This window comes from Peptoniphilus sp. (assembly GCF_034090345.1).
GTDB lineage: Bacteria > Bacillota > Clostridia > Tissierellales > Peptoniphilaceae > Peptoniphilus.
Genome location: NZ_JAXDSS010000030.1, coordinates 26,512 through 39,907, shown reverse-complemented (window position 1 = coordinate 39,907; position 13,396 = coordinate 26,512). Strand labels below are relative to the sequence as shown.

The window sequence follows — 13,396 nt, the reverse complement described above, 5'->3', positions numbered from 1 at the left end:
AATGAACTTAAGGCAAGAGTTGAAGCTATGGTTCGTAGATATATAGATTTCAATCAGAAAAGCACAGACCAGTCTGATATACTCACAATAGATGGTATGCAAATAGATAAGGAAAATAGAACTGTAAAAATAAGTGATAATAACATAGAATTAACAAATAAAGAATTTGATTTATTGTATTTTCTTGCGTCTAATAAAGGGAGGATTTTTACAAAAAAACAAATATATACGAATGTTTGGGAAGAAGATTATCTTTTTGATGATAGTAATATCATGTCCTTTATCAGTAAGCTTCGAAAAAAAATAGAGCCTAACCCTGAAGAACCAACTTATATTTTGACAGTTAGGGGCGTGGGTTATCGTTTTAGTAAGGGGGTATGATATATGGATGTAAAAATCATCATAATCTTATTATTGATATTTGTAATTTTTTGTTTGTTAAAAAAAATTACGAACATAAAAAAAGAAATAAACAGGATTCAGGAAGTACTCGTTGATATAAAAAATGGTGATTACAATCGCAGAATTTTAATTAAGAAAAATGAAACTACAGAAAAGATCTGTCATGATATAAATGAGATAACTCTACAAAGTCAGAACAAGCTAATAGAACAAAAGCAGTCAGAACAGGCGTATAAATCGCTTATGACAAGTTTGTCTCATGATGTGAAAACACCATTAGCTTCTTTGGTTGGATATTTAGAAGCAGTGCAAGAGGGAATTGTTACGGGAGATGAGAAGGATGATTATATAAAAATTTCTTTAAGTAAGGCACATTACTTGAAGGATTTTGTAGAAAAACTCTTTGATTGGGTAAAGTTGGATTCAGGAGAATGGAAGTTTTCTTTTGTAGATAAAGACCTTAATGAATTAACAAGAAATGTGATAAGCGACTGGATTCCTATTTTTGAAGAAAAACATATAAGTTATGAAATTGAAATTCCGGAACAGGAATTCTATATAAAGATAGATGAAAATGCCTATTTTAGGAGCTTAAACAATATTATAAACAATATTATTATTCACAGTAATTGTGATAGAGTACACTTGAAATTAGAAGAATCGGATACAAAAGCTACTTTGATGATTTTAGATAATGGAAATGGTATAAGTGAAAAGGACTTACCATATATATTTGATAGAATGTATCAGGCAGATAGTTCAAGATTAACAAAAGGATCGGGACTTGGCTTATCAATTGCTAAAGAATTGTTAAGAGTGAATAATGCCAAAATAAGGGTAAGTAGTATACCTAACATAAAAACTGTCTTTACTGTGGAGTTTGCAATGTAAGTAGCTGATTTAGAAAGCCTCTTTTTGGGGCTTTTTTTATTGAAACAAGATAAAAACAAGGGTGTCGCAAGATTATGGCAAGGTTAATCATTTATAGTATTTATTGTTAAGGAGGTGCAAAATGTTTTTAATAAAAGCTGAAATAAAAAAATGGAAGAGAAACAAAATTTTGATAGGCATTATTATATTAACTGCTATCTTAAATTTGTTTGCAATTGAAAGGGCATTTGCGATTTCAAGAGAAAGTCCCATCATGGATAGCTTTGGGGACTTATATTGTTTGGCATTTAAGAATTTAACCTTTGTATTTTTGCCAATCGTAATTGGAATAATTTCCACTATGTTATTTTTCGATGAAAAAAAGAATGATACTTTAAAGAATGTACTAATAACTTCGGTTAGTAGATTTGAAGTATTTTTTGTGAAATTTATTTTGATAGAATTAATGACACTTTTTTTAATGGTATTAACATATATATCATCTATCTTGGGTGCAATATTAAGTTCAGGATTCATAGATTTTAATTTAGTTACATTGAAAGAAGCAGCTATCTTATATATGTTAGCAGCTTTGTTAATTCCTATTGCAATGCTTCCTGTGATTTACATTGCTACTTTTTCTAAGAGTTATGTTTTACCTATTTCTATGTGCTTACTTTATTTAGGAATTGGGATATTTGGAGCATCAATATTATTACATATACATCCGCTTGCAAGTTTATTAGGGGTTTATCAAAATGTGTCACCGGCTGCTAAAGAAATGGTAGAAAATAGTATTGGTGGATATTCACTAAATGCATCCCCGTTTAGTTGTTTAGTATCTATTTTATCAATCGGAATAGTATTTTTTATACTCGCTATAAAATCAATGAAAAGACAAAACTATTAAGGAGAAAAATAAAATGAAAAATTATATTATTGAAACAAAGAATTTAACAAAAGTGTATGGAGAACAAAAGGTTGTAAATTCCGTAAATTTACATATTGAAAAAGGTTCTATCTATGGGTTATTAGGAAGAAATGGAGCTGGCAAAACAACCATTATGAAGATGATATTGGGCCTTACGGATATTACAAATGGGCAAGTAAGTGTTTTTAACAAAAAAATAAAAGGTAACGAGAAAAAAATTTATCCAAGAATTGGTGCAATTATTGAAACACCCGGATTTTATCCTAATCTTACAGGGACAGAAAATTTGGAAATATTTGCAATGTTAAGAGGAACGGCTTTTCCTAATGCGGTTAAAAATGCTTTAGAAGTGGTTGGTCTGCCATATAAAGATAAAAAACTCTTTGGAAATTATTCTTTAGGAATGAAACAAAGACTGGGAATAGCTAATGCAATTTTACATGATCCTGAGGTTTTAATCTTAGATGAACCGACAAATGGATTAGATCCAATAGGTATAGCGGAAGTTAGAGATTTTATAAAAGATTTAAGTGTAAAAAAAGGAAAAACAATTTTAATTTCCAGTCATATTCTATCTGAAATAACACTCCTTGCTGATACAGTGGGAATTATAGATAAAGGAGTTTTGTTAGAAGAAAACAGTATGGAAGAATTAAATAAGAAAAATAGAAAGTATATTATGTTGGAAGTATCAGACGTATCAAAAGCTACTATTATTTTGGAAAAGGAATTTGGAATAACAAATTATTCAGTTGAAGATAATAATCATATAAGGATATATAGTCATGGAACAGATATAGCTAAAGTTAATAAGTCTTTGGTTATGAGTGGTATATCGGTGATTTCATCACAAACATGCAATGATTCTTTAGAAGATTACTTCAAGAAAATATCCGGAGGAGAGGGAATTGCTTAATTTAGTTAAAGTAGAGTTTCTTAAATTAAAAAGGAAAAAGATTGTTTGGATGATGTTTCTGGCAACACTCTTAATGCCATTGCTTGCCACTATCTACTTTGGGAATATAGATCTTTCAGAGAATCCGATGAAATATTTTAAATGGGCAATATTTAGTTATAATTTATGGCTGATTTTGCCAATTACATTAGGAATATTTTCTACAATGATCATGTCCGTAGAGCATGAGAATGATATTTTTAAATCGTTATGGATTATTCCAATTCAAAAGATGAATCTTTTAGTCAGCAAATTTGTAATTGTGCTTATTTATAGTTTAGCATTTATGAGTTTGTCAATTTTATTTACGCTTCTTTTTGGAAAATTTATTCATAAAATAGAGATAGATTATTCTTTGATTGCTTTTTTTATTAGAAAGTGTTTTGAGATTAGTGGACTTTTAGCAGTTTCTATGCTTCCTATTTTATCTGTCGCATTTTTGACAAAAAAATATATTCTACCTGTTTGCTTGACAATTGTTTATGCGTTTTCGGGATTTGTAATTTTAATGGTTAATATGTATGTGCATCCATTATCGAGTTCTACTGCAATTGTTTTAAGAGATGTTCCGGGAATAGTATTAAATCAAGATATAAATATAGTTTATTCTCTTCTTTGTATAGGAGGATGGATAGTTGTATTTACAATATTTACAAAATTATTATTGAAAAGGAGAGGATGGTAAATGAAGACCCTTTTATTAGCTGAATATAAAAAACTTCACAGATCAAAATTGATATTTTTGCTTATATTTGCAGTCGTGATGACTTTAGGAGTTGTATTTCTTCAAGGACAATTTTCATTTGGTGGCAAAAAGTATATAGACACATTTGGATGGTATATTTTACAAGTGCAGTCTTTAACAACATATTTTGTGTTGCCAAGTTTGATAGTCTTGTTTGGAGGATATATTATTTGTCGTGAGGAACAGGAAGATGTACTCAAATCATTAAAGTTAATACCGATAGATGAGAGTAATATGATTACTGCAAAAATGGTAATTACTCTGTTGGGTAGTATTTTTGTTTATCTAATATTGTTTATGGTATCTTTAATTATAGAAGCGATACTTCATTTAGATGCTGTAAATATAAGTGAAGCAGTTAATTATTTTGTTGTATATGCATTAACCGCTATAGGTGTTTTTATGACAGTATCTCCAATCATTGCACTTACTGGACTTGTTAGAAGGAGTTATTGGATAGCTATGATTATCTCTGAAATATACTCTTTTATAGGAATTTTCTTCGCTTCTAAAGAAGTTATAAGAGCCATATATCCGATATCATCAGTTTTTGTTTTTTCAGGAATATATGAGGCATCAATAATTGAGTTTATGATTAGTATAATCATAAATATTATATGTTGTTTAGTAGCGTATAAGATATTAAAAAAAATTAAATATTAGCAAAAGAATAATAAAAATGAGCTATGGAAATTTAATCTTAAGGACTTTTAAAAAGATATTCATACAGTCTGTATTACAATATGGTGAGACTAAAAAGAAATTTTCTCCTATTTTTGACTCTACTGATCCATAGGCATATCTATATTCTCTTGCATGATGTGAGGACACGTCCGATCTTATTTTTTATTACATCAACAATATACTTTGAAAGGATATCTGATTTTTTCCTTCACTATAATAAAAATCAATTAGACAAAAAGAATAGATATTAGGATGAAATTTTATCTGATATATATTCTTTATAAAATTTATCAAAAAATTTGTTTGTCGCAAAATATAAAACTTGATAATTGTAATATAAGATTATATGCTATAAAATGAAAATGAAATGCTATATATTACAGTTAAACAAAACAAAAATAAAAAGAATAGGGTTAGGAGTATCTTAATTAAGTAGCTAGTTTAGAGTTTTTATGTGTAGTTGTATTATAACCGCACATAAAAACTTTCCCTGATACTTGATACAAGAATACAGATTTTATAAATTAAGAATCTGAAAATTATAGAGAAATAATTAGCTTATTAAAAATTAAAATTTTATAAATTTTCTTGTTGATAATGTTATTAAGTTACTTAATATTGGCGTTGTAAAATATACACATAATTTATGATAAAGAGCAGAGAGAGGGGAAATAAATGGATAATAAGTTTGATGAAAAATTAGAAAATTTTTTGAATTAAATAGATATTTATAATAATGATAGATTTGGAAAAGAGTTTATAGAAAATTATTATAAAAATAAAAATATTTTTGACGAAGATAATGTTTACGATCTTATGGAAATGGCTCAAAATGCTAATAGTGAAACGGAAGCTTTAAAATATGTAAATAAGGCCTTAAAGCTAGAACCTAATAATGTGGATGCTTTAATTTTGAAGGCGCAAATAAAAGCTAATTCAAATATTGATCTTTTAAAAAAAGTTGAAAAAATTTTAGAAAGTGGCAAAAAATATCTTGAAGATGAAGGAATTTATACCGAAGAAAATATTGGCGATTTTTGGTTAATATTAGAAACTAGGCCATATATGAGGGGAATGGCTTTTTATTTAGAAATGTTAATTGAATTATCCATGTTTAAGAATTCAATAAAAGTTGCTGAGAGTATGTTAAATTTATGTAAAAATGATAATTTGGGCATAAGATATCGTCTGATGGCATTATATGCTTATTTTGAAGATATTGAAAAAGGTGAAAATCTTTATAAAGAAAATATGAAATATGATGATACTCAAATATTATTACCAGCTTCTATTCTTTATTATAAACAAAGGAATTTTAATAAGGCGAAGCAAATTTTGATGAAGTTAGAAAAAAGCAATAAAGATACAAAAAAATTTTTTAAAATTATTATTGAAGGGAATTTAACATCTGATAAGTTTGAAGATTTTTATGGTATTTATAGGCCGGGTACAATAGAAGAATATTATTTAGCTTTTTATGAAGGAATGTTTTTATATAGTGATGTTATTTCTTATTTTGAATGGGCTTATAATAAGCTAAGCAAAAATAGTAAAAAATAAAAATTTTAAAAGTTGGAAGATTGTATAATCAACTTAGTCACTAAAAAGCAAAAAATAGTCAAGAATACCTCTATATTATAGTTATATTTGAAAAATAACCTGAATAGGAGATGATAACCCACGGTTCATAACAGTAATACTGTGAAACAGCTAAAAAAGGAAGTAATTTATCATATTAATAAATGATAAAATTCTAGGGTTGTAAAACATAAACCATCTAATAACCTTTTCAAAGGGTTTAATAGCCATCTACAAACAATGCCTATTTCTGTAAAAGGGAAAAGTGAAGTGTACCTTGAAGGAGATAGGTATTGTTTGTAGTCTTATGCAGCCGTTTGAAATAGTCTTCAGGGATCTATTTGGGGTCTTAAAACCTAGCATTGCCTAACATCTTCAAAAAATCAAAGATTTCTTATGATGAATAATATTAGTATATCTGATGTTTGGGATTCTATTATAATGAATCCAAATTATTTTAGGACTTCAATACTAACAAAATACACTCTAGAAACATAGATATAAATATAAACAAAATCATTATCCTCATCAAAATCAGTAAAAACTATATCTTTAAACCCAAATAAATTTATTATAATACTACTTTGTACTTATATCTACCTCCAATTTTCTATTTCTTATTTAAAGTTTGAGACTAATTGAGTATGGGTGAAATTTTTTTACATAAAAATATCTGTTGGAGTTTTATTCTCCAACAGATATTATAGAGCATTTTTTAATTTTGGGACTTTTGCAACAGTCCTTTTTAAACTATATTAGTCATTATTTTTAGATGAACGAGATTTTGATTTTTCATTGTCTTTACTTCTATCTTTTGACTTACCCTTACTCTTTGACTTATTATTGTTGTCATTCTTCTTATTTTTATCTTTATCGTCGTCAGATTTCTTTTCCTTTTTATTTTCGCTGCTATCATACCAACCAAGTTTATTGGTGTAGTGAGCTTGAGTTCCCTTTAAGAAATATTCGCTTCTGCCAATAGCTCTTACATATTTCTTTTCGACATCATTTGGTTGTTCAGGGACTTTGTTTTCCAAATCCTCATGAATAGGTTTCATTATGCCTTTCCAAAGTGTAGCGGCAGCATAAGACATGAATGGGAGCCTTTCGTGTCTATCATTACCAATCCATACAGAGCAAACATAATACGGAGAGTAGCCAACAAACCAAGCATCTTTTTTCTCGTTTGTAGTACCTGTCTTGCCGGCCAAATACATTCCTGAGAAATTAGCATTTGTACCGGTTCCTTGAGTGACTACATCGTGTAGTATATTTGTCATTATAAAAGATGTCCCCGGTTTTATAACTTGAGTTCCCACAGGGTCTTTTTTGTAGATTACGTCACCTTGTGAATTTGTAATCTGATTTACAAATGTAGGCTTTTGATAAATACCTTCGTTGGCAAGAGGAGTATATGCTCCAGCCATTTCAAGAGGAGATATACCATGGGTCATACCTCCAAGAGCAAGTGCAGCAGCATTTGCATCATTGTACTTAGGATTGTCTTTAGTACTTATAACAGAGCTTACACCAATAGATTTTAGATTATCAATCATCATATTGTATGCTTTATCTGTGTCTACTGCTCTTGAGTAAGTTGTCTTAGTATGAGCATTTAAATCAGAGCCTATATCTCTTGCAACTAATATTGCACCGACGTTTGAAGACCTTCTAATTAAATTTCTTATTGTAGTCCAGCCTACGTATCCGCCTACGTTTGAAGGGCTCCAATTGCTTGTCCCCAAAACTTTTGGAGGTATCTTAGCATCTAAATATACATCTGCAGCAGTTGAACCATTTTCAAGCGCTGTCATATATACTGAAATAGGTTTTATAGATGAGCCGGGTTGACGAGGAACATCAGCACGATTTAAAGTTTGTCCTCCTGAAATTCCACGTCCGCCGATTAGAGCTTTTACTTGACCATTGTGTTGGTCCATAAGTACAGCTGAAACTTGCGGTTGAGGTATTCCGTTGTCATCTGTTCGATTTCCAGGATAATATTTAGCATTGGAAGTAACTTCTTCTAAGTGTTTTTGTAATTCTAAATTCATAGAAGAAACAATATTAAATCCACCATTATATAATTTTGCGTGAGCATCTTCACTGGAGTAGCCAAGTGATTCCAATATATTTACAACTTCTCTTTTAACTTCATCAACGAAGAAAGAACTCAAACCTTTTTGGCTTCTATTTCCAATTTTTATTTCAATTTCTTGAGCTTTAGCACTGTCATGTTCATCTTGGTTAATATAGCCTTGTTTTAACATCAAGTCTAAAATTAACTCTTGTCTTTTTTTAGATATGGGATTGAATTCAGCCTTGATAGGAGTGTATACATTATTTTTAACTTGGTTTAAATCAAATTTATCTATTCTTCCCAAGTCAAAAAGTGTTTGAGCAATTTGAACAGTTTCACTAGAATTTTCTTTGTCTTTAGCTGTAGGGAGTAGTACAAATTGTACGGTTTCCATATTATCTTCTGCTGTCAAAGTTGCATTGTTATATGGAGAGTACTTAGTAGGTCTGTTTGTAACACCGGCAAGTAGAGAAGCTTCTGCTAATGTCAATTCAGAAACATCTTTATTAAAAAATGTCTTAGAAGCAGCTTGTACTCCAACCGTACCTTTAGAAAATCCTGCTGAATTTAAATAAGCTTCAAGTATTTGATCTTTTGAAAGATGAGTTTCTATGTTAAAAGCGTAAAATATATCCGTAAGCTTTCTGTTTACATCTTTAGATGAAGATGTATATAAATTTTTGGCAAGTTGCATTGTAAGAGTTGATGCGCCTTGGTCAAAAGATCTAGTTTTTAAATCGTGCACTAAAGCTCCGACAACTCTCTTGAAGTCAACACCATTGTGTTCATAGAATCTTTCGTCTTCAACTGATATGACAGCTTTTTGTAAATATTCAGGAATTTTATCAAGCGTTACATATTCTGAAAATTCACTGCTAACTAAAGTTTCAATAAGTTGTCCATCGTCTGAATAAACTTGAGAAGTTTCATTGATTAGCGATCTGTAATTACTTGGGTCAATTTGAGGGGCAGCTTTTAATACTGAAAGCACATAACCTCCCGTTAGTGTAGCTAAAGTAATCAGTCCTATCAACAAAAGTATCAAAAATATTTTAATAAGGCCAGATATACCTATGCCCTTTTTTCTATTTTTCATCTTTGCCTCCTTGATTTTTTTATTATAACAGATTTTGAGGGATTAGGGTATAATGTAGAAAAATTATAAACTTGGAGATAAATTTATGGCAAATAAAAGCAATTTATTTTTTAATATGAGTGAAAAAGAAATAGAAAGATTTTTAAAGGATTCGGATTCTTTTGTAAAGAATTTTAAAAGTGGAGAATATATTTTTAATCAAGGAGATAGACCGGAATATACTTTCATAATAGAAAAGGGGAGTGTAGTAGTTGAAAATATAGATTCAAATGGAAAGAAGAATATAGTTAATGTATTTAACTCTACAGGGACTGTATTCGGAGAAGTATATATGTATTTAGAATCGGAAAGCTATGATTATTCAAGTTATTCAAATGAAGATAGTAAAATATTGTGTATACCTAAAAAGGCTCTTTTATTAAGCAGAAACGATGATTTGAATTTAAAAATAATAAATAATATGCTTAAAATTTTAGCGGGAAAGTCTTTCTTTTTGAATCAAAAACTTTTAATGATGGGAGCAGCAACTCTTAGAGAAAAATTAATTAAGTACATATTAAATCATTCGGAAGAAGATGAACTGGTATTGACACTAACTAGACAAGAAATGGGAAATTATTTGGGGGTACCAAGGCCATCGGTTTCTAGAGAGCTTATGAATATGAAAAAGGAAAATTTAATAGAAATAGATAAGAATAAAATTATTTTTAACAGAGAAAAATTAGAAAATTTAATTTGACGTAACATATGTTACAGATGACATTGGAAATAAAATATATCATTTAATCACGATAAGATATAAAAAACTTTTAAAGAAGATATATTAAAGATTTATTTGGAGGATTAAGATGGAAAATAAAATGTTTTGTTACCAATGTCAAGAAACAAACCAAAATAAAGGTTGTACTAAAGTGGGAGTTTGTGGGAAGACTGCAACCGTTGCGAATTTACAAGATATGTTAATTTGGATTACAAAGGGACTTGCACAAGTGATGGTTGAAATGCGTGAGCAAGGTCAAAATGTAGAAAAGGAATTAAATCATGTAATCTCATACAATTTATTCACAACTATTACAAATGCTAATTTTGATGAAAAAGCATTTGATAAGATAATAATAGATACAATTGAATTAAAAGAAAGATTACTTAACAATATAAAAAATAAAGAAAATTTATTTGAAGCAGCTCTATACAATGAAAAAGATTTAGAAAAGATATATCAAAAGGCCACAGAAGTTGGAGTTTTAGCAACTGAAAATGAAGATATAAGAAGTTTAAGAGAGCTAACGGTATATGGTCTAAAAGGTCTTTCAGCATATTCAAAACACGCCAATGCCCTTTTAAAAGATAGCGATGAAGTAGACGAATTTATTCAAAGAGCTTTGGTGGAAACTCAAAAAGATTTATCATTAGATGAATTAGTGAATTTAGTTTTAAAAACGGGCGAGTACGGAGTAAAAGGTATGGCACTTCTTGATGAAGCGAATACTTCAGCTTATGGAAATCCTGAAATTACAAAAGTTAATATTGGAGTTAGAAATAATCCAGCTATATTAATCTCAGGACACGATTTAAGAGATATGGAAATGCTTTTGAAACAAACTGAGGGAACTGGAGTAGATGTGTATACTCACTCTGAAATGTTACCTGCAAATTATTATCCGGCATTTAAAAAGTATTCACACTTTGTAGGAAACTATGGAAACGCATGGTGGAAACAAAGAGAAGAGTTTGAAACTTTTAATGGACCTGTTTTGTTTACGACAAATTGTATAGTTCCACCTAAAGAAAGCTATAAAGATAGAATATATACTACCGGAGCAGCTGGATATCCAGGATGTAAACATATTGAAGGGAAAATAGGAGAAGAAAAAGATTTTTCTGAAATAATTGAACACGCAAAGAGATGTAAAGCTCCAATTGAAATTGAAACAGGTGAAATTGTTGGTGGATTTGCACATAATCAAGTATTTGAATTGGCAGATAAAATAGTAGAAGCAGTGAAAAGTGGTGCAATAAAGAAATTTGTAGTAATGGGCGGATGTGATGGACGTCACAAAGGTCGTGATTACTATACAGAATTTGCGAAATCTTTGCCAAATGATTCAGTGATTTTGACAGCTGGTTGTGCAAAGTATAGATACAACAAATTAAATTTAGGAGATATAGCCGGAATTCCAAGAGTACTTGATGCAGGACAGTGTAACGACTCATATTCACTTGCGTTAATAGCGTTGAAATTAAAAGAAGTTTTTGAATTAGATGATATAAATGACTTGCCTATAATATACAACATAGCATGGTACGAGCAAAAAGCGGTTATAGTTTTACTTGCACTTCTTTCATTGGGAGTCAAAAATATTCACTTAGGACCAACCTTGCCGGCATTTTTATCTCCAAACGTAGTTGATGTTTTGGTTGAAAATTTTGGAATAGCAGGTAATCAAACTGTTGAGGAAGACATTAATCTATTCTTTGGAGACGATTCAGAAAAAGTTGTAGAAAAAGCTAATGGAATAAATCCAAACGCAACTATTGGAGATTTAATAAGAGAAAATCCAAAATATATTTCAGTTTTAATGGAAATGGGAATGGGTTGTATATCTTGTCCGGCTTCACAAATGGAAACTTTGAGCGAAGCGGCTATGGTTCATGGATATGATGTAAATGAAATAGTAAAGAAATTGGAAGCTGTGAAATAATGAGTACATTTCTAGGGTTTATTCATCACTTGATGTGGGAAAAGATAAATTTCACAGAGAGTTTGGCAGAAGAAGTTGTGAAAGATTTAAAGAACATAGATGAAGTTGAAGCTGAATTAAATAAAATAGGAACTTTGGAAAAAGGTGAATTGTCTGAGATAATAGACAATTCAAATATACATGGCTGGCTTTTGGAAAGAGTTAATTTAGTTGAAAAAAGACTTGCTAAGGCAGTTGAAATATATTTGCAAACAAATAGCATAGATGATTTAAAAATCAAATTCTTTGAAAAGGGAAAGGCTGAAAATTTCACGGGTTCAAAAATAGATGCCTACAAACTAATAACATCAAAATTCTTAGATGGTATGCCTTGTGATGGCTCAATAAGAGTTTTGTCGGAATCAGATGATATAGAATTTATGATAGTAAATGACGTTCACGAAAATGTATGGAATAATTATGTTGGTGTTGATGTATACTGGAATCTACGAGATGAGTTTGTAAAAGGGTTATTAGACAATAAATATTCATATGAAAAAGATGGAAATATATATTTTATAAGGAGTTAAAATGAAGGCTATAGATTATTTGGTAGAAGAACATGACGAAATACTATTATTTACCAACAGATTAGAAAAAGAGTGTCTTAAGATAATTGAAGACAAGATAATAAATGAAGATTTTTTTAGAGCGTCAATACAATTTATAAGAGAATATGCTGATGGAGTTCATCATAAGAAGGAAGAAGATATACTTTTTAAATATATGGAAGAAAATTTAGGGGTTGCAGCGGGCAAATTAGTTAGAAGCGGTATGTTAGTTGAACATCAACTCGGAAGAAGCTATTGCCTTGGAATCGAAGAAAACTTAAATGCTTATTTGAGTAATTTTGATAAGCTAAGTCTTCTACAGATAGTAGTTAATGCAATGAGCTATGTAAATCTCTTAAGGGAACATATAAAAAAAGAAAATACTGTGGTGTACCCATTTGGGGAAAATAATTTGTCTGAAGAAATAAAAGAAAGGATAGAAAGTGAATCTTTAGAGTTAAAAGAGAAAGAAAAAGAATTGATGGATAGAAAATACGAATTGAAAAAAATAATATTTAAAGAACAGTAATGTTTGAAAAATAAAAGTAGTGCAAATGGAAAATTCTAATTTGTACTATTTTTTATTAAAAAACTACAAATTAAAAAATATTTTTTTAAAAAATATATTTAAAAAGTATTTTTTAGTATATAATGGGTATTAATACAACACTATATAGATAGAAAATTAAATAACAATAAAATATGTATTTTATATGATAATCATTTATATGAATAAGGGTATAAGTTACCTGGAGGTGAACTA

General features: G+C 29.5%; 12 protein-coding genes. 11 read left to right on the top strand and 1 reads right to left on the bottom strand.

The window, feature by feature from the left end; genetic code table 11:
* The 7 genes from SOR77_RS02620 to SOR77_RS02590 form a co-directional block, all read left to right on the top strand.
* The coding region (locus SOR77_RS02620; RefSeq protein ID WP_320635643.1) for a response regulator transcription factor at window positions 1-381 on the top strand (381 nt) is incomplete at its 5' end.
* 3 nt (window positions 382-384) lie between these two features.
* Window positions 385-1,293, top strand: a complete 909-nt coding sequence (locus SOR77_RS02615) for a sensor histidine kinase (protein WP_099810468.1) — start codon at window positions 385-387, stop codon at window positions 1,291-1,293.
* Window positions 1,294-1,414: 121 nt separating this feature from the next.
* On the top strand, window positions 1,415-2,182 hold the full coding sequence (locus SOR77_RS02610) for an ABC transporter permease (protein ID WP_320635642.1): 768 nt from the start codon (window positions 1,415-1,417) through the stop codon (window positions 2,180-2,182).
* Window positions 2,183-2,195: 13 nt separating this feature from the next.
* Entirely contained in the window at window positions 2,196-3,119 is a 924-nt protein-coding gene (locus SOR77_RS02605) for an ABC transporter ATP-binding protein (protein ID WP_320635641.1), read from the top strand.
* A complete protein-coding gene (locus SOR77_RS02600; RefSeq protein WP_320635640.1) occupies window positions 3,112-3,843 on the top strand; it encodes an ABC transporter permease in 732 nt (243 codons plus the stop codon). Before SOR77_RS02605 ends, SOR77_RS02600 begins: the two co-directional genes overlap by 8 nt.
* A complete protein-coding gene (locus tag SOR77_RS02595) occupies window positions 3,844-4,566 on the top strand; it encodes an ABC transporter permease (protein ID WP_320635639.1) in 723 nt (240 codons plus the stop codon).
* Window positions 4,567-5,403: 837 nt separating this feature from the next.
* On the top strand, window positions 5,404-6,147 hold the full coding sequence (locus tag SOR77_RS02590) for a hypothetical protein (RefSeq protein ID WP_320635638.1): 744 nt from the start codon (window positions 5,404-5,406) through the stop codon (window positions 6,145-6,147).
* Between the two features lie 773 nt (window positions 6,148-6,920).
* Here the strand turns inward: SOR77_RS02590 and SOR77_RS02585 are convergent.
* Window positions 6,921-9,341: a transglycosylase domain-containing protein gene (locus tag SOR77_RS02585; protein WP_320635637.1), complete on the bottom strand. Its 2,421-nt coding sequence runs from the start codon at window positions 9,339-9,341 to the stop codon at window positions 6,921-6,923.
* Between the two features lie 85 nt (window positions 9,342-9,426).
* Between SOR77_RS02585 and SOR77_RS02580 the strand changes: the two genes are divergently transcribed.
* The 4 genes from SOR77_RS02580 (at window position 9,427) to SOR77_RS02565 (ending at window position 13,162) form a co-directional block, all read left to right on the top strand.
* On the top strand, window positions 9,427-10,080 hold the full coding sequence (locus tag SOR77_RS02580; RefSeq protein ID WP_320635636.1) for a Crp/Fnr family transcriptional regulator: 654 nt from the start codon (window positions 9,427-9,429) through the stop codon (window positions 10,078-10,080).
* A 109-nt stretch (window positions 10,081-10,189) separates the two neighbouring features.
* Complete coding sequence (hcp, locus tag SOR77_RS02575) at window positions 10,190-12,043, top strand: hydroxylamine reductase (RefSeq protein ID WP_320635635.1); 1,854 nt, start codon at window positions 10,190-10,192, stop codon at window positions 12,041-12,043.
* Between the two features lie 32 nt (window positions 12,044-12,075).
* The gene (locus tag SOR77_RS02570) at window positions 12,076-12,612 is read left to right on the top strand and encodes a hypothetical protein (RefSeq protein ID WP_320635634.1); all 537 of its coding nucleotides are present in this window, start codon (window positions 12,076-12,078) and stop codon (window positions 12,610-12,612) included.
* Between the two features lies 1 nt (window position 12,613).
* Window positions 12,614-13,162 carry a hemerythrin domain-containing protein gene (locus SOR77_RS02565; RefSeq protein WP_320635633.1) on the top strand — a complete coding sequence of 183 codons (549 nt, stop codon included), beginning with the start codon at window positions 12,614-12,616 and terminating at the stop codon, window positions 13,160-13,162.
* Window positions 13,163-13,396 lie beyond the last annotated feature (234 nt).

Excerpts from the sequence above, each read along its gene's own strand:
- SOR77_RS02615 (WP_099810468.1), top strand. The coding sequence starts at position 385 with ATGGATGTAAAAATCATCATAATCTTATTATTGATATTTGTAATTTTT.
- SOR77_RS02610 (WP_320635642.1), top strand. The coding sequence starts at position 1,415 with ATGTTTTTAATAAAAGCTGAAATAAAAAAATGGAAGAGAAACAAAATT.
- SOR77_RS02605 (WP_320635641.1), top strand. The coding sequence starts at position 2,196 with ATGAAAAATTATATTATTGAAACAAAGAATTTAACAAAAGTGTATGGA.
- SOR77_RS02595 (WP_320635639.1), top strand. The coding sequence starts at position 3,844 with ATGAAGACCCTTTTATTAGCTGAATATAAAAAACTTCACAGATCAAAA.
- SOR77_RS02590 (WP_320635638.1), top strand. The coding sequence starts at position 5,404 with ATGGAAATGGCTCAAAATGCTAATAGTGAAACGGAAGCTTTAAAATAT.
- SOR77_RS02585 (WP_320635637.1), bottom strand. The coding sequence starts at position 9,341 with ATGAAAAATAGAAAAAAGGGCATAGGTATATCTGGCCTTATTAAAATA.
- SOR77_RS02580 (WP_320635636.1), top strand. The coding sequence starts at position 9,427 with ATGGCAAATAAAAGCAATTTATTTTTTAATATGAGTGAAAAAGAAATA.
- hcp (WP_320635635.1), top strand. The coding sequence starts at position 10,190 with ATGGAAAATAAAATGTTTTGTTACCAATGTCAAGAAACAAACCAAAAT.
- SOR77_RS02570 (WP_320635634.1), top strand. The coding sequence starts at position 12,076 with ATGTGGGAAAAGATAAATTTCACAGAGAGTTTGGCAGAAGAAGTTGTG.
- SOR77_RS02565 (WP_320635633.1), top strand. The coding sequence starts at position 12,614 with ATGAAGGCTATAGATTATTTGGTAGAAGAACATGACGAAATACTATTA.